The sequence below is a fragment of the Labrenzia sp. PO1 genome (assembly GCF_012273635.1).
Lineage (GTDB): Bacteria > Pseudomonadota > Alphaproteobacteria > Rhizobiales > Stappiaceae > Roseibium > Roseibium algicola.
In genome coordinates this window covers 1,136,511-1,156,408 of the sequence record NZ_JAAXCR010000002.1, presented here as the reverse complement: position 1 = coordinate 1,156,408, position 19,898 = coordinate 1,136,511, and the positions used below count along the sequence as shown (strand labels likewise).

The window sequence follows — 19,898 nt, the reverse complement described above, 5'->3', positions numbered from 1 at the left end:
CGTCATCCGCCTGGGAACTTGGTATCAACGTGCGCCGATACGCCAGGCGACGGCCATGGACTTGAGCGCGGCGAGAACGGCGAAATAGGGCATGATGACCAGAGGCTCGGCAAACGAGCCCAGAGCGAAGGCCATCACGAGATAGAACAGGGAAACGATTGTCGCAAAGAGGCTGGCTGAAACAGCCTTGAACCCGCCGCCGCGGGCCTGGACGAACACGACCACCGCCCAGACAATGGCAATTGCGAAGGCAATGCCGACGAATATGCTGACTATCAGATTGTCTTCCAGGAAATTACGCAGGTCATACCAGTCGAACATGCTCTTCCTCCAGGTGATGGCATGGCAGGAAGCTAGTGCACGGTGGAGCTGGCCGCATTCCCCATTTGGGGCGTAAATTGAGGGGCGCGTTACCTACACTAACCCCCTCGCAACGCAGAAACAAAAAAGCCCGGCATTGCTGCCGGGCTTTTCGCTTTCAACTCTCGTGAGAGAGACGAAAATCTTAGTCTTCGGACTGCTGCTTCAGAGCTGCACCGAGGATGTCGCCGAGGGACGCACCGCTGTCGGAAGAGCCGTACTGAGCGACAGCTTCCTTCTCTTCTGCGATCTCGAGAGCCTTGATCGACACGGTGACCCGACGGGTCTTCTTGTCGAACTGGGTGATGCGGGCATCGAACTTGTCGCCAACGGAGTAACGCTCCGGACGCTGTTCCTCGCGATCGCGGGACAGGTCGGCGCGACGGATGAAGGCAGTCAGGTCGCTGTCTGCGATCTTGACGTCCAGGCCGCCGTCTTTGATTTCGATGACTTCACAGGTCACGACGGAGTTCTTGCGCAGTTCGCCAGCTGCACCCGATTCCATCGGATCGCCGGAAAGCTGCTTGATGCCGAGGGAGATACGCTCCTTGTCGACGTCAACATCCAGAACGACGGCCTTGACCATGTCGCCCTTCTTGAACTCTTCGATAACCTGCTCGCCCGGGCGGTTCCAGTCGAGGTCGGAGAGGTGAACCATGCCGTCCACGTCGCCGTCGAGGCCGATGAACAGGCCGAATTCGGTCTTGTTCTTGACTTCGCCTTCGACTTCGGTGCCGATCGGGAATTGCTCGGCAAATGCATCCCACGGGTTCTGCAGGGTCTGCTTGAGGCCCAGGGAGATGCGGCGCTTGACCGGGTCGACTTCCAGGATCATCACTTCGACTTCCTGAGAAGTGGAAACGATCTTGCCCGGATGGACGTTCTTCTTGGTCCAGGACATTTCGGAAACGTGGATCAGGCCTTCGATGCCCGGCTCCAGTTCCACGAATGCGCCGTAGTCGGTGATGTTGGTCACGCGGCCAGTGAACTTGGCTTCGATCGGGTACTTGGCTTCGATGCCATCCCACGGATCGGTTTCAAGCTGCTTCATGCCGAGGCTGATGCGATGCGTGTCCTGGTTGACGCGGATGATCTGCACCTTGACGGTCTGGCCGATGGTGAGAACTTCCGACGGATGGTTGATGCGGCGCCACGCGATGTCGGTGACGTGCAGCAGGCCATCGATACCGCCGAGGTCGACGAACGCACCGTAATCGGTGATGTTCTTGACCACACCTTCCACGGTATGACCTTCTTCCAGGCTCTGGACCAGTTCCGAACGCTGTTCGGCGCGGGTTTCTTCCAGAACGACACGGCGAGACACGACGATGTTGCCGCGGCGCTTGTCCATCTTCAGGATCTGGAACGGCTGCGGGGTGTGCATCAGCGGGGTCACGTCGCGAACCGGACGGATATCGACCTGCGAACGCGGCAGGAAGGCAACTGCGCCATCCAGATCGACGGTGAAACCACCCTTGACCTGGTTGAAGATCTGGCCGTTGACCTTTTCGTTTGCTTCGAAAGCAACTTCCAGGCGGACCCAGCTTTCTTCGCGGCGAGCTTTTTCGCGCGACAGAACAGCTTCGCCAAGAGCGTTTTCAACGCGCTCCAGGTAAACCTCGACTTCGTCGCCGACCTTCATTTCGCCGTCACGGCCTTTTGCGCCGAATTCCTTCAGCGGCACGCGGCCTTCGACCTTCAGACCGACGTCGATGACTGCCAGGTCTTTTTCGATCGCGACGACGGTGCCCTTTACGACGGCACCTTCATACAGGTCGTTCTGAACGAAGGACTCTTCGAGAAGAGCGGAGAAATCCTCCATGGAGGGATTGTAATCAGACATATATGCTCCTGGCGCCTTCAGGCGCGCCGCCGGCGGGTTGGTGTTGCACTCCGGATCTGTCCTTCTCCCGGGATCGCGGTTTCCGCTGATCCTGCCGCTATCGAAAGCGGGCCGGCGGGGCGAGAGGCGGAAAATCCGGTCTCGTCACAGGTCGCCGGAAAAGGCGCCCTGCCGAAATTCTCTGGTCGTTCCGTAAAGAACTGATGGCCTGAGGCCACATGCGTTCCGGATGCACAAACAGGGGCGCACCGGTGGTGAACCCCTTGTCCTTATCAGGCACCCCTGGCGCGGGAGATGATATCCACAGCCGCCTGGAACGCGGTCTCTATATCCATTTCTGTCGTATCAAGCAAGACCGCATCGTCCGCCTGGCGCATTGGAGCCACGGTTCGCTTGGAATCGCGCTCGTCCCGGCGCTTGAGATCCTCCAGAACGGCGGCATATTGCGCGTCCTGCCCCTTGGAGACCATCTCGTCGGTCCGGCGCTTTGCGCGGGCCTCGGGAGAGGCGGTTACGAACAGCTTCACTGTTGCATCGGGGCACACCACCGTGCCGATGTCGCGACCGTCGAGAACGGCGCCGGGAGGCGTCTGGGCGAAACGCCGCTGCAGCTTCACCAATTCGTCGCGAAGGCCGCCGAGAACCGCGATGCGTGACGCCGCTTCGCCGATCTCGTGAGCCGACAGGACGGACTTGTCCATCTGGGCCAGATCGAGGTTATGGGCAATCTCGATGGCAACACCTTCGTCGCCAAGCGGCAGGCCATTGGCCAGAAGCGCGGCCGCAACCGCGCGATAGGTCAACCCGGTGTCCAGGTGCCGCAGTCCGAAATGATCTGCTAGCCGGCGGGAGAGGGTCCCCTTGCCGGAAGCCGCCGGTCCGTCGATTGCGATGATCATGCGGCCTCGCTGGTGTTTGCGGAAATCTTAGCGCCAAGGCGGTCGAAGAGACCGGTGAAGGTCGGAAAGCTGGTCGCGATCACAGCGCCGTCATCAACCGTCACCGGCTTGTGAGCAGCCATGCCCAGCACCAGGAAGGACATGGCGATGCGGTGGTCGAGATGGGTCACCACCGTGCCGCCGCCGATCGCATCGGCACCACCGGTCACGGTCAGCGTATCCTCGGTTTCAACGCAAGGGATGCCGTTGGCTTCCAGCCCGCGGGCAACAGCGGCCAGGCGGTCGGATTCCTTCACGCGCAGCTCCTCGAGCCCCGGCATGAACGTATCGCCTTCGGCAAATGCGGCAGCAATGGCCAGCACCGGATATTCGTCGATCATCGACGGCGCCCGGTCGGCCGGAACAGTGATGCCCTTCAGCTTGCTGGCCTTCACATGCAGATCGCCCACTTCCTCGCCGCCCGTCTCGCGGCGATTGACGATCGAGATGTCGCCGCCCATTTCAATCAGGGTGGTGATGAGACCGGTGCGGTGCTCGTTCAGGAGAACGTTTTCGATGACGACGTCCGAACCCGGCACGATCAATGCCGCCACCAGGGGGAAGCCCGCGGAGGAGGGATCGCCAGGCACGTCAATGTCCTGCGGCTTCAGTTCAGGCTGGCCCTGAAGCTTGATCACGCGCTCGCCGGCCTCGTTCACGGATACGGAAATGTCGGCGCCGAAACCCTTCAGCATCTTTTCCGTGTGGTCGCGTGTCGGGATCGGTTCGATGACGGTGGTTTCGCCGGCGGCATTGAGGCCGGCCAGCAGAACGGCCGATTTGACCTGCGCCGAAGGCATGGGCACCCGGTAGGTGATCGGCAGTGCCTGCTCCGGGCCGCGGATGGACGCCGGCAGACGGTCGCCGTCGCGGGCAATCACGTTGGTACCCATGTCGCGCAGCGGATTGAGCACACGGCCCATCGGTCGTTTGGACAGGGAAGCGTCGCCGACAAATGTAGCGGCGATGTTGTGGCTTCCGAAGATGCCCATCGTCAGGCGCACGCCGGTGCCGGCATTGCCGAAGTCGATGACATGCTCCGGCTCAAGCAGGCTGCCGAGGCCGATCCCGTCGACGGTATAGCTGCCGTCCTCGAGCTTGGTGATGGTTGCGCCGACAGCACGCATGGCGTCAGCCGTGGCCAGCACGTCTTCCGATTCAAGCAGACCCTTCACGGTGGTGCGGCCGACGGCAAGCGCGCCGAACATCAGGGATCTGTGGGAGATGGACTTGTCGCCGGGCACGCGGATCGTGCCGGTCAAGGGGCTGCCCAGGCTGGAAGTCAGAGGCTTGGGCGCAGAATCGTGTGACATTTTCAATGTCCGCAAATTGGATCGGTTGTCAAAAGGTGACACGTCCTATCATGTGGATGCGCCTGCGTCATCCGTTCAGACCGCCCGAATCCGAACTTCGCAAAATTTCCCGGCATTGGCAGAACGACAAGCAGATTCAAACGTGTGCCGGTCTGCAGGGCGTGTGGGTAACGCGGTCAGGTGCTTGAAATTTGAGTCACAACGTGCAGAACAATAATCCGAAGAATGTTTTTCGATTGATTTGCCTTTGACACCGGAACGGCTTGAGGCTATGGGGCGGCCCACGAATTCAAGTCGATTGCATAACGAAGAAGGGTGAGCACAGTGGCAAAACCTGAACTTGGCACAAAGCGGCTCTGCCCGAGCTGCGGCGCCAAATACTACGATCTCAACCGGAACCCGGTCACCTGCCCGAAATGCGGCACGGTGTTCGAGGCGGTCATGACCTCCCGTGCCGCGAAGGCTGCGAAGGTCGAAGAGACGCCGGAAGACGATGAAGAAGAAGACGACGTCGCAGCTCCGGAAATCGTGACCTTGGAAGAGGCCGATGCGGAAGCGGAAGGCGACGACGACGATGTGCCGGATCTGGAAGATACGGACGTCGATCTCGACGACGACGAAAATAGTGACGACGACGACGACGTCTTTATCGACGATGAAGATGAAGACGAAGAATCCGTCCCGGGCATCCGCGTCGAAATCGACGAAGATACGGATCGCTAAGCTATTGTCCGGACAGGCTTTTCAGTCTGTCCGGGCTTTTCCACAAGCGGCAGAAAAGATCCTGATATTTTCTGCTTGATCTTGTGTGGAGGTGTGACTATAACCCGCCTCCATCGACGCCGGCACCCAAACCGGCTCTCATATGGAACATGGGGCCATAGCTCAGTTGGGAGAGCGCTACAATGGCATTGTAGAGGTCAGGGGTTCGATTCCCCTTGGCTCCACCATTCCAGTCTTTCTTCGAAAAATTTGCATTTTGAGCCGACCAGGCAGTGGGCCGTGTGCGGTTTGTCTTTGCCGCGAGCGATCGCCGATTGACTGTTCTGCCGCCACCGGGAAGCTGTCCCCGAACCCTTGCATCGCATCCCAGCGGGCGTTGGCACGGACACCTTCCACATATCCAGACCCATTGTCAGATTCGCCGATTAACGGCATTGAAACAATTCACCGCTAGTGTTTCCCGGCATGAGATAAGGTCGTTTCGGTCAGACAGTTCGACGGAAACGGCTTCTTTGTTTTCAGGATGTGAACAGGTTTTCCCGATGCCGGCCGAGCGCAATTTCAGCATATGGATCGACCGTCTTTCCAGCGGTTGCTGACGGTGGTTTCATGAAGGACGCCGGGAGCGCATCTACTGTCGTGGAACGCGACGGCAAACAAAAGTCAGGGTCGTCTTCCTTGAACCGTTTCAATGCGATCGCAAAGCGCTTCTCGGGATTTGCCCTGATCTCCGGCATAGGCTGGTGCCTGGATTTCCTGACCATGGCAACGCTCACGCAAAGTGGCCTGCCCGTGTTCTGGGCAAACTTCATCGGTGCCTTCTGCGGCGTGACCTTCGTTTTCTTCGTTGCCGGCAAGCACATCTTCGAGAAGGCGGGCAACAGGTCGACGACAGTGCTCCTGGCGCTCTACTGGATCTGGCAGGTTGTCGCGGTAACCGCTGCCTCGGCTCTGACGGCCGGGTTGAGCTGGGCTTTGATGTCGTTGCTGGTCACAGTTGACGGCACTGCCTTCGTTACCGGTTTGGGACTGAAGCCAGTGACCTTGTGCGGGGTCACGGCCAAGATGCTGGTCACGCCTTTCACCCTTGTCGCGAATTTCTTTTTCATGCGGTTTCTGCTCGAACACCGCAAGTCAGATTGAGGTGGCCTTCATGACCGGCCGGGTTCTCGTTTTCATTCCCTGCTACAATTGCGAAGCGCAGATCCCGCGTGTGCTGAAGCAACTGGAGGCACCGGAAGTTCAGGCTGTCGTTAATGGTGTCCTGTGTGTCGACAACCGGTCGACGGACGGCACGCGCGAGGCGGCACAGGCGGGGTTGGCGAAACTCGGATACGCCGAAACGGCCTTGCTGCACAACGACGACAATTACGGTCTCGGCGGTTCGCACAAGGTCGCGATCAATTTCGCGATGGTGAACGGCTACGACTATCTTGTGGTGCTGCATGGTGACGATCAGGGCGCGATTGCCGATCTGGTGCCGCATATCGCGGCCGGCCGTCACAAGGATCTCGATTTCCTGATGGGCGCGCGCTTCATGAAAGGCTCCAAGCTGGAGGGCTATTCCTTGCTGCGCACGGCGGCCAACCACACCTTCAACCTGATCTTTTCGGCAATCAGCGGCCAGCGTCTCTTCGACCTCGGCTCCGGACTGAACCTGTTCAAGGTAGAGGCCTTCAAGTCCGGCTTTCACCTGAAATACGCCGACGACCTGACGTTCAACTATTACCTGATCCTGGGTGTTGTCCGGAACCGGTTCCGGCTGGGGTTCTTTCCGCTCACCTGGCGTGAAGACGACCAGATATCCAATGCCAAGCTGAGCAAGATGGGCTTTCAGCTTCTGCGCATTGTCAGCTTCCGTCTGTTCAAGCCGGCCGCTTTCTTTGCGACCGATCACCGGCAGACACCGCGTGCCGCCTATCCCTCGACACGGATTGCCTGAGGTGAGGTCTGTGCGGACATCCTCACGCTTGCGGCAGGCCAGGTTGCCGGCCGGCCTTGCCCTGCATTACGCGGTCCTGTTCCTGCCGTTCGGTCTCGCGATCTGGTGGCTGGCCGAGCAGGGGCTGGGTGAGCTTGCGGGCAAGCCGTGGCAGGCGCTCTTTGTTGCAGGCGGCATCTATCTCGGCTCGCATTGTGTGCGGGCTGTTCGTCTTGCGATCATGGCCTCGCGGCTGCTCGGCATTTCCGGGCGCTCCAGCGCGCTGCTGCATCTGGTGACCAGCCCGGGTGCCCTCGTCATTCCGTTCAAGCTTGGCGAGATCCTGAGGCTGCACCAGCTCTGGTATCTGGGCAAAAGCTTTCCCGGTGCGCTGATCATCATCCTTCTGGAGCGGTTTTTCGACGGATTGATGATCCTCGTCCTGCTCGTCGTCGTTTATGCCTACCACGGTCCGCTGGCCACCGGGCCGATGGTCCTTCTGGCCGTCACCAGCCTTGCAGTGCTGGCGGGCCTTGTCGTCTTCGTGCTTGGCCCCGGCATCCTGCGGGCCGTGCAACATTATGTGGTTCTGAACCACCGGAACCCGAATTCCCTGCGGCACCTGGGTCAGCTGGACGGATTGCGTCAGATCACGACACGTGGGGCCGATCTTTTCCGCGTACAGGGACCGGTGCTGCTGGTCATGTCCATGGTCATCTGGGGCCTGGAAGCCCTGGCGGCGACTGTGCTGGCATACACCTCCGCCAATTTTGTCGAAACCAGCGGGATCGTGCTTCTGGCCGAGCGGGTGTTCGAGGGGCCAGTTGCCAGTTTCCAGGGCGCCATCGGCGCCTGGAGCAGCCTGTGTCTTCTGTCCCTTGCGCTGGTCTGGCCGCTCGCCATGTGGATCTACCTTCCGCGAGTGCGCAACGAACCGCTACGTGCCCAGAACAGGACCGGTGCCTTATGACGAAAGCACTTTCCGTAATCCTAGACGACCGGGATCCGCCGGCAGAAAGCGTGCGGGCCGCGCTTGGCGAAGTCCGGTTCTCCGACATCATGCGCCGCCGCCAGACACTGGCGAAGGAACTGACGGCCATGTCCCTGGAGGCCGGTGCGGAAACGGTGGAACACCTGATGTCGCCTGAAAGCGGTGTCGAGCTTGCAGACCGCATCCGCGACCGGGGCGACGCCGCAATCTATCTGCGCGTGCCGCTCTGTCTGCCGCCGCTCGATCCGGAAGGCTTTTCGGTGCTGGTGCGCAAGGCCGGATACGCCTTGAAGACCATGCTCGCCAGCCCGGTCATCGATGATGAGGCCGTCGCCGTTCTGTTCCACGCTGAAGCCGCGTCGCTTCTATGCGCGGAAACGCCTGAGGCCCGCCGTCTCCTGCTGCTGTCGTTGCGCGATCGTACCGAGATCATCACGGACCACGCCCGCTTCATCGATATCCGCGAGCCGCGCAACCTGATGCTGTTTCTGTCCGGTGCGACGGAACTTCGGCATTTTAATTCCGCCCGTTCGGAAGACAGCGTCTTTCACAAGCAGTCCACCGACATTGCAAAAATGCGTGCCGAGCACGGCTTCTTCCATGCCGCACCGCCTGAACTGCAACGTTTCCTGCTGCCCACGTTCGGGTTCTGGGAAGACGGCAAGACGGCCGGCTACCAGATGGAGCATCTGGCGATCCCGGATGCGGCGTTGCAATGGGTGCATCACTCGTTCACGGAAGGCGATTTCAAGGTCCTGCTCGATCAGATCTTCAACTACCTGAACGCAAGAACGCCGGGAAAGAAAGACCGGGCGCGGGCCGAAACCCAGATCCTGGAAAAACTGGACAAGCGGCTTGCGGGGTTCCTGGAGACGGAGCGCGGCAGACAGACCAACCAGATTCTGGAAAAAGCCGGCCCGCGCGGTGGTTTGCCCGACATGCTGGAGCAGGCGCGCCCCTTCATTCGAAAGGCGGTCGGCACGACGGATCAGCTGGTGTTTTCCCACGGCGATCCGTGCTTTTCCAACGTCCTGTTTGACAGGCGGATCGGGCTGATGCGGCTGATCGATCCGCGCGGAGCGTTGTCCGCGGATGATGCGATGATGCATCCGCTTTATGATGTCGCCAAGATCAGTCACTCCATTCTGGGCTGCTATGACTACGTCAACAACGGCCTGTTCCGCGTCTATCTGAACAAGGAACTGCGGTTGGAACTCGACTGGTCGATCGCGCCTCCCGCGGATTGGGCCGAGCGGCATTTCTGCGACAGGCTGGAGGCGGAAGGCCTCGACATCGCCCATGTACGTGCGGTCGAACTGTCACTGTTCCTGTCGATGCTGCCGCTTCACACCGACCACCCCGACAAACTTGTCGGTTTTGCGCTGATCGCGGCCTCGATCCTCGATCAGCTTGAAAGCGGACAGAAACGGCAGAGAAAGGCCAGCTGATGAGCGGCGTAGTAGCGATTACGATGGCCGGGATGGGCAGCCGTTTCACCAAGGCGGGCTACGACCGTCCGAAGTATGAAATCGAGGCGCTCGGCCGGCCCCTGTTCGACTGGTCCATGCTCTCGATGGAGGCCTACCGCGAGGCGGGCTGGTCGTTCTGCTTTGCCGTGCGCAGCGGATTGAACGCGCCGGATTTCCTGACAGCCCGCTGCAAGGCGCTCGGTATTCAGGTTGACGGCATCGTCGAGCTTGACGAACTCACCGACGGCCAGGCGACAACAGCTCTGGAACTGGTTGCCACGGCTTCGGAAAACCAGCCACTCGCCATCTTCAACATCGACACTTACGTGGCGCCGGGTGCGATGAAGCCGGCAGACCCGGCGGTTTGTGCCGGCCATGTGCCGTGTTTTCCCGGACCGGGTAACGGCTGGTCCTTCGCACGCACCGATGCGGATGGACGTGTGGTGGAGCTTCGCGAAAAGGAACGCATTTCCGATCATGCGACCGTCGGCCTCTACTGGTTCGACAGCGTCGCCCGCTACCGGGACGTCTATGCCCGCTTCTTCCGCAACAGCGGCGAGGAGAAGGGCGAGCGCTACATCGCGCCGATGTACAACCAGATCATCGCGGACGGGGCGGCTGTCTCCATCAGTCAGCTGGCGTTCGAGGATGTCGGAATGCTCGGTACGCCGGAGCAACTGGAGGCATTCATTGCCTCACCGCCGCCTTCCGCAGCAAAGTGGACGATTGCCAAATGATTGCCCTTTCGACTTATGCCTTTGCCATCTTGCTGTTTCCGGTACTTGTCGCAGTCTGGTATTTGCGAAAGGACTATGCCTCCGGCTTTATCGGCTTGCTTGGCCTGTTGGCCGCGGGTGTGCTGATTGCCGTCAGCGCGACGCTGCCGCACCTGTTCTTTGATCACGAGCGTTACCTGCACGACCTTTGGACCGCCTTCGATACGGCAAACAAATCTGCCTATGGTCAGGCCTCCAGCGTTGATTATTTCAGTCCGATCGGACCGGTCTATGACTGGGTTTTCCGGATCGCTGTCGAGCTGCGCCCGCAGGATGCGACTTCGGTTCCCCTGGCAAGTGCCATATTCGGGCTTGGAACCTTCGTTCTGGCGGTTCTCACTCTGACGCGACAGGTGAGTTTCGGCACGCTTGGCCTCGTTCTGCTGGTCGCGGTCGCGACAGTCGTGACACCGCGCGAACCGGACATGATCTTTGCCCAGACGAGCATGAGCTGGCTTGCCCCCTATAACCGTTGGGCGGCGGCCCTTGCAGCTGTTGTAACCGTGGCCTTTTGCTGTCCTCCGGGACGCAGGGGTGTGCCGGAGGCTTTTCTGCTGGGCTTTTCGATTGCCGTCGTCTTTCTGATCAAGGTCACATTCGGTGCCGCCCTCGTGGGCTTGCTGGTCGCGGCAACGGTGTTCCGGAACGTCTCGATCAAGCATGCTGTTGTGGTCTTGATCGGCCTTGCGGCGTCGCTTACGGCCGCAGAGCTGGTGACGGGCCAGGTCAGCGCGAACCTTGCGGACATCAAGACCGTCTCCGGATTTGCCAAGGAAACCTGGCGCATCATCAAGCTGATTACCCAGCTTGGGGAGGCTGCGGTCTGGGCCATCGGCAGCGCTGTGCTTTATCTCCTGCTGTGCGAAAACAGCGCTGAACCCAAACGCTTCACACCCGTGGTCCTGATCCTGGTCGCCGCTGCCATGGCCTGCGTCATTCTCATGCAGAACCATTGGCTGTCGGAAAGCCCGGTCTATGCCATGCTTCCGATCATCGCCGCACAGTGGGCCGGACTTTTCCGCAAGGGGGAAACAGCGGCGGTCTCCGTCGAAAGACAGTCGAAGGCCCTGACGCTGAAGATCCTGTCGGTCCTCACCATTGCAATCGCCCTCATCTATCCGGCCCGTGATGGCGGTGCCATGGTCGCGCAATTCCTGCAAAGCCGGCAGTATCCGGCAGACGAACGGCTGGCCAATACCGGGCAGGCAGGCTTCGTGCTGCATCCGCGCTGGCTCGAGCAACCTGATGAGGAAGTAACCGTCGACTACAACAGGATGCTGGATGGTTTCAGCCTGCTGCAGGAAGTCGGGGCTGCAGATCCGGATGCCGGGCCGGTACTGGCACTCAACTTCGCCAATCCGTTTCCGGCCCTTCTCAACAAGCCTTCACCCGCCAGGGTGCCGATCTGGTTCCACAATGGCAGAACCTTTTCGAATGAGATCCACCAGCCGGAAGAAGAGTTCTTCTCCGATGCGGAGTTCGTGATCCTGGGTCATGGCGACCCGTCCGGAGAAGCGCTTTGGGAAATCTACCGGCCTTATGTGCAGGAGCACTACGAAGAAGCTGCCAGCAGCCCTTCCTGGACGGTCTACCGAAAGAAAGGTCAGGACGGTCAGAACCTGTAACACCGATAAATCGGCCGGCTAAAAGATAGACAGGCTTCGCGGTCAGCCGGCTGCGAAGCCTGTTTTGACGTCAGTTTTTCGGTGCGTTGTCGAGCAGGGTGTCGATCTCCGATTTTGACATGCGGACGAACTCGTCCGGCCGGATGGCGCGGTCGTCTACGTAAAATCCTTCATGTCCGCACCAGGGCTTGCCGACGAAGATCTCGTCGTAGGGAATGTCGTGCTTTTGCAGCCACTCGATGATGATCGGCACCGTGTGTGCCGTGATCTTGCCGACATTGTTCTCATGTGTCCGCATGTTGCGTGCGGTCTGGATCACGATCTCGAAGCCCTGTTCCTTGTACTCCCGCAGCTTCTTGATGAGGGGCAGGTTCGGTGAGACGTTCCTGTAGTCGGACGTGTCTGCCAGGGTCAGGGTTCCGTCCAAATCGATAACAAGGCGCTTTATGGGTTCAACTCCCCGCTGGTCCGGCTTCTCAGAAGCCGGAAGGTCATGAAAATTGTTGTTCGGGGTGTTGCTATAGCCAAAAATCATCAAGGCCGAGTAAAGCGCCTACCGTCTGTCGTCTCGCCGTCGTGATCGGCTTTTATGATCAAGATGAAGCCAGGGTTGTCGCATAGTCCGGCACCTTAAATTCGCAACGCTGTCACATGCCCGTAATACCCGCCCGCTAGAACCCGCTTTGCACACGTGTGCAAAACATGTTTATTCTTTCCACATGGCACTTCCGGGAGGGAGGTGTCGCAACACAGACAGCAGGCGAAATACGATGAGCATTCTCGTTTCCAAACTGCGCCAGTCCACAGCGGCTGCCGTCCTGGCTCTCACCACCGCGGCTTTTGCCGGAGACGCCCTGGCAAAAGACCTCACCATCACCGTCTGGGCAGGCGGTTCCAACGACAGCGACGTCTACCGTCTCGATGCTATCGAGATGGCAGCTGACATCCTGTCCCGCGAATATGCGATTGCTGGTGAAGACCTGAACATCACTGTCGAAAAGAAGCGTGACTTTGCCGGTTGGGAGGAATTCAAGCAGGCCGTGACCCTGGCCGCTGAAGCCGGCAGCGCCCCGAATATTGTTGTGACCAGCCACCTGGATATCGCTCCCTGGAGCCAGTCCGGTCTGATCGTTCCTGTCGAGGATTATGTCGACATGGACACCTGGCCGATCAACAACATCTACGAAAATCTGCTCGATATCACGACCTACAACGGCGTCGTCTACGGTCTGCCGCAGGATGCCGAAAGCCGTCCGTTCTTCTTCTGGCGCGAAACCATGAAGAAGATCGGTTACACGGATGAAGAGATCGACGCGCTTCCGGCCAAGGTCGAAGCCGGCGAATATACGCTCCAGAACGTACTGGAAGACGCCAAGAAAGCTGTCGACATGGAAATCGTCGAAGAAGGCTACGGCTTTTATCCGCGCGTTTCCAACGGTCCGGATTATGCCCAGTTTTACCAGTCCTTCGGCGGCGAACTGATGGACAGCGAAACCGGCAAACTGATCCTCGACAAACAGGCGATGACCGATTTCTACCAGTTCTTCGTGGACGCTGTCGAAGCGAAGGTGACCCGCAAGAACCACATCGGCACCGAGTGGGACCAGTGGTATGCGGAAGTGGCATCCGGCAAGGCGGCCCTGTGGCACGGCGGCACCTGGCACTATGCCCGCTACACCGGTAAGGAAGGCCTGGACGATTTCTTCGGCAACATCCAGTTCTCGCTCATTCCGGCAGGCAATGAAAACGGCCAGGCCAACACCATCACCCATCCGTTGGCCTATCTGCTCACCAAGCAGGATGACGAAGACGATATCGAGATCGCCGCACAGCTGATCAAGATCGCGTCCGAACCGCGCATCAACACGCTGCACGCGATCAAGTCTGCACACCTGGGCATCGCCCGGGAGCAGTCCAACATCGAGCTTTACGCCAATGACCGTTGGGCAGCCGAAGCGACCCGTCGCCTGCTGCCGCACGCCAATGCCCAGCCGAACAACCCGAACTACGGCAAGTTCTCGGAGATCATGTTCAAGGGTCTGGAAACAGCCTGGACCGGCACGAAGTCTCCGGCTGACGCAGTTGCCGAAGTGGAAGCGGAAATGACGGCCGTGCTCGGCGACGACCTGATCGTCCGCTAAGCCATCCATCCTCCATCTGCCTTGCCGGGCGGTCCGCCGCCCGGCTCACATTTCAAGGGGACAAGATGCGACGCGCGCACCTGCTCGGGCTGGGGTTCATGGCCCCTGCGCTCTTCATCATTGTGTTTCTGTTTCTGGCGCCGGTGGCGCTGACAATGATGTTTTCCTTCACCAGCATGAGTTCCGGTACCGGCATTTCATCCGGCGGTGCCTATGAGGTTACGGAACGCACGATCCGGATGCTCAAGGACCAGGGCTTTCCGGAAGCCACGGCAGATCGTCTGGCCGAGGACACCTACAAGATCGACGCGGCCGGTATCGCAGCCGTTGAAGCCGAATACGGCAAGGCTTTCGCGCAGGAGATCGAAGCCAGTTTGTCCGGCAAGAGTTTTGCCGGCCGGCGTGACCTGGAGCGCGAACTGAAGCGCCTGAAGGAACGCCCGCGCTCGACACGCGACCTGAAGAAAGCCGCCGATCTCTTCAAGCGCTCGATCCTCAACACGCGCTTTGAAACGGAAGAAGCCTTCTTGACGGGCATTGGCGAGCTGGGGCTCGGCCTTCCGGAAAGCGAAACCGACCAGCTTGCCAGGACCGCCTACACCGGCTGGGTCTGGACGACGGAAAACTACAGCCTGATCGCCTCGCTGCCGTCTTCGCTCCGGGCGGCCGGCAACACGCTGATCTACGTATCGCTGACGCTGTCCTTCAACATCGGATTCGGTCTCTTCCTGGCTGTGACGACCTTCTATCTGCCAGCCGCGGCCGCAACCACATTCCGGACGATCTGGTTCCTGCCGCGCATCCTGCCGCCCGTCATCTACGTGATGATGTGGAAGTGGATGGCCTGGGACACCGGTTTCCTGTCCAGCTTTCTGGCCAATTTCGGCGTACCGCCGCGAAACTGGATGCTGCATTCGGACATCAATGCCTGGGTGGTTGTCATCCTCATCAACGGTTTCGTCGGGGCGTCGCTCGGCATGATCCTGTTTTCCAGCGCCATCAAGGCGATCCCCGAAACCATGCTGCATGCAAGCGAGGTGGATGGCGCCAATCGCCTCCAGCAGATCCGCTACATCATCCTGCCGCAACTCAGATGGCCGATCCTGTTCACCACCGCCTATCAGACGCTCTCGTTGCTGACGTCCTTCGACTACATCTACCTGTCGACGGACGGCGGACCGGGCAAGGCTACCGAAGTGTGGGCGCTCTACACTTTCCACACCGCGCTGAACAACTATGGCGGCGTTCTGCAATACGGTCTCGGGGCTGCGCTGGCGATGGTCCTGGTCGTCATCGGCATTGCCGCATCGTTGATCTATCTGCGCCTCTTCAATTTCAACGAACTCGTGGCCAAGCCGCGTATCGAGCAATAGGGGAGAGACGGACATGAGACCCAACTTCCGCGTCTGGCCTGTCCTGGTGCTGCTCAGCATCCTGTCGCTGCCACTGGTGCTAATGTATTTCTACCTGGTGGTGGACACATTCACCGACACCACGGCAGGTTCACTCCTGCCGGACAGCTTCACCCTCGAACACTGGAAATTCCTGTTCGAAACGCCTGAAACCGGACGGGCAAGCATCTGGCCGGTCACGGCCAACACCTTCCTGTTTGCCGGTTCCACCAGCCTGATCGTGGTGATGGTGTCGCTGACGGCAGGCTACGCTCTGTCCCGATTGAACATGCCGTTCCGCAAGTTCTTCCTTGGCGGCGTCCTGACCCTGCACGCCTTCCCGACAGTGACCCTGATCATCGCCATCTTCCTGATGCTGCAGATGAGCGGCCTCTACAACACGCTGATCGGCGTGATCCTGGTGAAGACGGCTCTGGAGCTGCCGCTTGGCATCTGGATCATGAAGGGCTTTTACGACACCGTGCCATGGGAAATCGAAATGGCGGGCATCACCGACGGCGCCAGCCGCTTCACCGTGTGGTGGAAACTGGTTCTGCCCCAGGTGCAGCCCGGCATCGCTGCTCTGGCGCTGTTCTCCTTCCTGGAAGCCTGGAAGGAATTCATCCTGCCGCAGGTTCTGGCCCCCAGTGGTGCGTCGCAGGTGCTGGCGACCTATCTCCAGAACATCATCGCGGACGACCGCAAGCCGGACTTCAACCTCTTCAAGTCCATCGGGCTGTTCTACGCCCTTCCGGTCATTTTCATCTACGTGGTTTTCAACCGCAAACTCATGAACATCTACGGCGGAGGCACGAAAGGCTGATGCGTATCGCACTTGAAAACTTCACCAAGAAATTTGGTGAGACCACCGTCATCGACAACATGTCCCTGACGATCGACAGCGGCGAGATGCTGGCCCTGCTCGGGCCTTCCGGCTGCGGCAAATCCACGACGCTGTTTGCCGTGTGCGGCATTCACCGCATGGACGGTGGCCGTCTTCTGTTTGGCGAAAGGGACGTCACGACCGTTCCCTCGCAGCAACGCAACGTCGGCGTCGTATTCCAGAACTATGCGCTCTACCCGCACATGACCGTCCACGAGAACATCGCGTTTCCGCTGAAGGTGCGCCGGGAGAACAAGGCCGATATTGACCGCAAGGTCCAGGAGATCGCCAGTCTCGTCCAGATCGGAGAGTTGATGGCGCGCCGCCCCGTGCAGCTGTCCGGTGGACAGCAGCAGCGCGTGGCCCTGGCACGGGCACTGGTCCGTGAGCCTGACATTCTGTTGCTCGACGAGCCTCTGGCAAACCTCGATGCGAAACTGCGTCTGGAAATGCGCTCGGAGATCCGGCGCATTCAGCAGGAAACCGGCATTACCGCGGTGCTTGTCACACACGATCAGGTCGAAGCCATGTCCATGTGCGACCGGATCGCGATCATGAAGAAGGGCGAGATCGTCCAACTGTCCAGCCCCTCGGAAATGTATGACAATCCCTCGTCGGACTTCGTCGCAGGCTTCCTCGGCAATCCGCCGATCGCGTTTCTGGACGGGGCAACGGAAGATGGTGGTTTCCGCCTGGCAAACTCGAAGGTCAAACTGCCGATCCCGTCCGGCATTGCGGCGCCCGGTCACGGCGCACCGATGCGTCTCGGCATTCGTCCGGAGTTCTTTCAGCCGGACCACCCGCTGAAGGTGACCGGCAAGGTCAGCTTCGTCGAGATCCAGGGCCGGGAAGAGCTTTACGACGTTACCCTGGAAAACGGTGCCGTGCTGCGGTCGATCCAGCCGCATGGCGGCAATTACAAGCTGGGTGACGAGGTCACCTGGGGCATTGCGGAAGACCGCATTCTTGCCTTTGGTCCGGACGGCGGCAGGCTCTGATGGAAACGGCATTGCAAGCTTTCAGGCCAGGCCGCGCCTGGCTCGGCGAACCGAGATCCGTTCCGCTTTCCATCGCCCACCGAGGTGCCAGCGCCTATGCCTTCGACAACACGTTGCGGGCATATGAAATCGCCCATGAGCTTGGGGCGGACATGTGGGAAGTTGATGTTCGGCTGACCGTGGACAGGATCCCGGTTGCCTTTCACGATGAAGACCTCAAGGCAATCTGCGGACTTGACCTCAAGGTTGCCGACGTGACCGCCGCCCGGCTGCAGGCTCTGACCGCCGAGTCTGGCCGAGAAGCCCCCCTGTTCTCGCAGATTGCCGGGCTTGCAGCCCGTCTCGGCGCGGGCATCTATCTGGATGCCAAGGAAGGCAAGGCGGCCTCGCTGGCCATCGCGGAGCTTCTGGACCACCGGATCGAGCGGGTAATCGTTGGCGCAAACACGCCTGACTATGCATCCGAACTGATCGCTGGCGGCTGTCCCTATCCCGTGTCCATCCTGGTCGGGGTGGGCAAGGATCCTTTTCCGATTGCCGATCAGTGCGGCGCCGAAATCGTCCATCCCTGCTGGGAGCGCGCGGGGCAACGGCCGGACCGTTTGCTGGATGAAGCGTTCTTTGCCAGGGCAAGAGAGCGCGGACTGCCGGTCGTGACCTGGCATGAAGAGCGTGTCGATGTGGTCGAAGCTCTGGTGAAGATGCCGATCCTCGGTATCTGTTCGGATCAGCCGGAAATGGTCGCAAGGTTCGCCCGCTCGGCTGTCACAAGCCCGGAAATCGTCTGCCATCGGGGGGCCTGCAAGGTGGCTCCGGAAAACACGCTGGCTTCGGCAAAGGCAGCCTGGGCAGCAGGCTTCGACTATGTCGAGATCGATGTCCAGGAAACGGCGGACGGACAGCTTGTTGTCCATCATGACGCTACGCTGGACCGAACCACCAGTGGCAGTGGTGCAATCACGGAAAAGACGGGTGCGGAGTTGGCATTGCTGGATGCCGGCCGCAAGTTCGATCCGTTTTTCGAAGGAGAAAGCATCCCGCCCCTGTGTGCGGTTCTGGAAACGGCACTGCGAATGGGCGGCAAGCTCTATGTCGAGCTGAAACAGGCGGATCCGCACCATACGGTGTCCAAGGTACTGCGAATGATGGCGGCCGAGGACGTGTTCTTCTGGGCTCATGATGTCGGGAGACTGCGAGCCATTCACGATGCCTTTCCGCAAGCGAAACTGATGGTGCGGGCGGAGGATTTCGAGTCCCTCGACACGTGCCTCTCCACCTTCCGTTCCGGGATTGTCGAATTCAATGCGACGAATGCCGGTCCGGCAGCCTTTGACGCGGTGAGGGCGACCGGGCGCAAGGCGATGATCGCCTACATGGGCAACGACCCTTCCGAGATCAAACGCCTGCTGGCCTTGAAGCCGGATCTCTTCAACGTGAATGAGCCCTTTCTCGTCGCCCGGATGCTCGGTAAAAGCTTATAAACGGAAGAAACATGCCTGACGCTCCTGGTCACAAGAAAACAGTCAATTCCTTCGACGTCGCTCGCCTGGCGGGCGTGTCACGGTCGGCTGTTTCCAGAACCTTCACCGACGGTGCCAGCGTCTCCAAGGAAACCCGGGACAAGGTGATCGCAGCCGCGCGTCAACTCGGTTATCGGGTCAACGTGCTGGCCCGCTCGCTGCACAAGCAGAAGTCCGACCTGGTGGGCGTCGTCGCCGCCGATCTCGACAATCCCTTCCGCTCGGAGCAGATAGACCTTCTGTCAAAGGGGCTGCTGGAATGCGGGTTCAGGCCGATCCTGCTGCGGGGAGAAAAATCAACGGATGTAGCCGACCTGATCGGGTCCCTGCTGCAATACAGTGTCGCCGGGGTCATCGTCACGTCCGATACTCCGCCGGAAGAGATCTGCATCGAATGTCTCGAAAACGGTGTGCCTCTGGTGGTGGTCAACAAGCGTGACCCGGGAGCCCCGGTCGACCGGGTCGTGACCGCCTTCGAGGACGGTGGCCGGAAAGCGTATGAACACCTGATCGCAAGCGGTTGTCGAAAGCTGGCGGTCGTCACGCCGGAACGCTCGTCCTTCTCCATCAACGGCCGCGCGCTCGCATTCGAACAGGCGGCCAATGACGGTGGTGTGCCGGTGATACGGATCGCCTGGGGCGCACAGACCTATGACGGCGGACTGGCGGCCGCGGAATTCGTTCACCGGGTGCGCAGCGAGGTCGACGGCGTCTTTTGTACAGCTGACTACCTGGCGCTGGGGGTACTTGACGGCCTGCGCCACATCCACGGGCTGCGCGTGCCGCAGGACATTCAGGTGGTCGGCTACGATGACATTCCGCAAGCCGCGTGGAAGGCTTACGACCTGACCACCTTCTCCCAGAGCCGTCATGACCTGTGTGAGGCGACGCTCGATCTGCTGATGCAACGTTTGGAAAACCCGGACCTGCCGCAGCAGGTCAGGGTATGCGACGTACATCTCGTTCAGCGGGCAACCACCCGGGGGCCAGCCGGCGATTGAGCGAG

18 protein-coding genes and 1 tRNA gene are annotated in these 19,898 nt (G+C 60.0%); 14 read left to right on the top strand and 5 right to left on the bottom strand.

The genetic code is table 11. The features are described 5' to 3' along the window. Positions 1-24 precede the first annotated feature (24 nt). The 4 genes from HCG46_RS13250 to aroA all read right to left on the bottom strand — a co-directional run bounded on the left by HCG46_RS13250 (position 25) and on the right by aroA (position 4,454). The gene (locus HCG46_RS13250; RefSeq protein WP_022998951.1) at positions 25-321 is read right to left on the bottom strand and encodes a hypothetical protein; all 297 of its coding nucleotides are present in this window, start codon (positions 319-321) and stop codon (positions 25-27) included. A gap of 184 nt (positions 322-505) precedes the next feature. Then, positions 506-2,203, bottom strand: a complete 1,698-nt coding sequence (rpsA, locus tag HCG46_RS13245; RefSeq protein WP_031268654.1) for a 30S ribosomal protein S1 — start codon at positions 2,201-2,203, stop codon at positions 506-508. A 272-nt stretch (positions 2,204-2,475) separates the two neighbouring features. Further along, on the bottom strand, positions 2,476-3,102 hold the full coding sequence (gene cmk, locus HCG46_RS13240) for a (d)CMP kinase (RefSeq protein ID WP_022998949.1): 627 nt from the start codon (positions 3,100-3,102) through the stop codon (positions 2,476-2,478). Continuing rightward, positions 3,099-4,454 carry a 3-phosphoshikimate 1-carboxyvinyltransferase gene (gene aroA, locus HCG46_RS13235; RefSeq protein WP_205838485.1) on the bottom strand — a complete coding sequence of 452 codons (1,356 nt, stop codon included), beginning with the start codon at positions 4,452-4,454 and terminating at the stop codon, positions 3,099-3,101. The genes cmk and aroA overlap by 4 nt, the downstream gene beginning before the upstream one ends. 324 nt (positions 4,455-4,778) lie before the next feature. Between aroA and HCG46_RS13230 the strand changes: the two genes are divergently transcribed. From HCG46_RS13230 to HCG46_RS13195, 8 genes are all read left to right on the top strand, one after another. Further along, positions 4,779-5,177 carry a TIGR02300 family protein gene (locus HCG46_RS13230; RefSeq protein ID WP_168686488.1) on the top strand — a complete coding sequence of 133 codons (399 nt, stop codon included), beginning with the start codon at positions 4,779-4,781 and terminating at the stop codon, positions 5,175-5,177. 151 nt (positions 5,178-5,328) lie between these two features. Beyond that, positions 5,329-5,404: transfer RNA gene (locus HCG46_RS13225), tRNA-Ala, on the top strand. 382 nt (positions 5,405-5,786) lie between these two features. Then, positions 5,787-6,320, top strand: coding sequence for a GtrA family protein (locus HCG46_RS13220; RefSeq protein ID WP_152504807.1), 534 nt, complete (start codon positions 5,787-5,789; stop codon positions 6,318-6,320). Between the two features lie 10 nt (positions 6,321-6,330). Then, positions 6,331-7,119, top strand: coding sequence for a glycosyltransferase family 2 protein (locus HCG46_RS13215; RefSeq protein WP_168686487.1), 789 nt, complete (start codon positions 6,331-6,333; stop codon positions 7,117-7,119). Positions 7,120-7,129: 10 nt separating this feature from the next. Beyond that, positions 7,130-8,068, top strand: a complete 939-nt coding sequence (locus HCG46_RS13210) for a lysylphosphatidylglycerol synthase domain-containing protein (protein ID WP_168686486.1) — start codon at positions 7,130-7,132, stop codon at positions 8,066-8,068. After that, a complete protein-coding gene (locus tag HCG46_RS13205) occupies positions 8,065-9,537 on the top strand; it encodes a hypothetical protein (protein ID WP_168686485.1) in 1,473 nt (490 codons plus the stop codon). The genes HCG46_RS13210 and HCG46_RS13205 overlap by 4 nt, the downstream gene beginning before the upstream one ends. Further along, positions 9,537-10,295 (top strand): glycosyltransferase family 2 protein, encoded by a 759-nt coding sequence (locus HCG46_RS13200; protein WP_055657259.1) that lies wholly within the window; start codon positions 9,537-9,539, stop codon positions 10,293-10,295. The genes HCG46_RS13205 and HCG46_RS13200 overlap by 1 nt, the downstream gene beginning before the upstream one ends. Further along, positions 10,292-11,959: a hypothetical protein gene (locus HCG46_RS13195; RefSeq protein WP_168686484.1), complete on the top strand. Its 1,668-nt coding sequence runs from the start codon at positions 10,292-10,294 to the stop codon at positions 11,957-11,959. The genes HCG46_RS13200 and HCG46_RS13195 overlap by 4 nt, the downstream gene beginning before the upstream one ends. Positions 11,960-12,029: 70 nt before the next feature. Here the strand turns inward: HCG46_RS13195 and HCG46_RS13190 are convergent, their stop codons facing one another. Continuing rightward, the gene (locus tag HCG46_RS13190) at positions 12,030-12,494 is read right to left on the bottom strand and encodes an HAD hydrolase family protein (RefSeq protein WP_205838484.1); all 465 of its coding nucleotides are present in this window, start codon (positions 12,492-12,494) and stop codon (positions 12,030-12,032) included. Between the two features lie 235 nt (positions 12,495-12,729). Between HCG46_RS13190 and HCG46_RS13185 the strand changes: the two genes are divergently transcribed. The 6 genes from HCG46_RS13185 (at position 12,730) to HCG46_RS13160 (ending at position 19,893) form a co-directional block, all read left to right on the top strand. After that, on the top strand, positions 12,730-14,100 hold the full coding sequence (locus HCG46_RS13185) for an extracellular solute-binding protein (RefSeq protein WP_022998939.1): 1,371 nt from the start codon (positions 12,730-12,732) through the stop codon (positions 14,098-14,100). 65 nt (positions 14,101-14,165) lie between these two features. Next, a complete protein-coding gene (locus HCG46_RS13180) occupies positions 14,166-15,473 on the top strand; it encodes a sugar ABC transporter permease (RefSeq protein ID WP_168686483.1) in 1,308 nt (435 codons plus the stop codon). Between the two features lie 13 nt (positions 15,474-15,486). Continuing rightward, the gene (locus HCG46_RS13175) at positions 15,487-16,314 is read left to right on the top strand and encodes a carbohydrate ABC transporter permease (protein WP_022998937.1); all 828 of its coding nucleotides are present in this window, start codon (positions 15,487-15,489) and stop codon (positions 16,312-16,314) included. Beyond that, positions 16,314-17,372, top strand: a complete 1,059-nt coding sequence (locus tag HCG46_RS13170) for an ABC transporter ATP-binding protein (RefSeq protein WP_055657263.1) — start codon at positions 16,314-16,316, stop codon at positions 17,370-17,372. Before HCG46_RS13175 ends, HCG46_RS13170 begins: the two co-directional genes overlap by 1 nt. Further along, on the top strand, positions 17,372-18,853 hold the full coding sequence (locus tag HCG46_RS13165) for a glycerophosphodiester phosphodiesterase family protein (protein WP_168686482.1): 1,482 nt from the start codon (positions 17,372-17,374) through the stop codon (positions 18,851-18,853). Before HCG46_RS13170 ends, HCG46_RS13165 begins: the two co-directional genes overlap by 1 nt. 11 nt (positions 18,854-18,864) lie before the next feature. Beyond that, entirely contained in the window at positions 18,865-19,893 is a 1,029-nt protein-coding gene (locus HCG46_RS13160; RefSeq protein WP_168686481.1) for a LacI family DNA-binding transcriptional regulator, read from the top strand. The last annotated feature ends 5 nt before the right edge of the window (positions 19,894-19,898 follow it).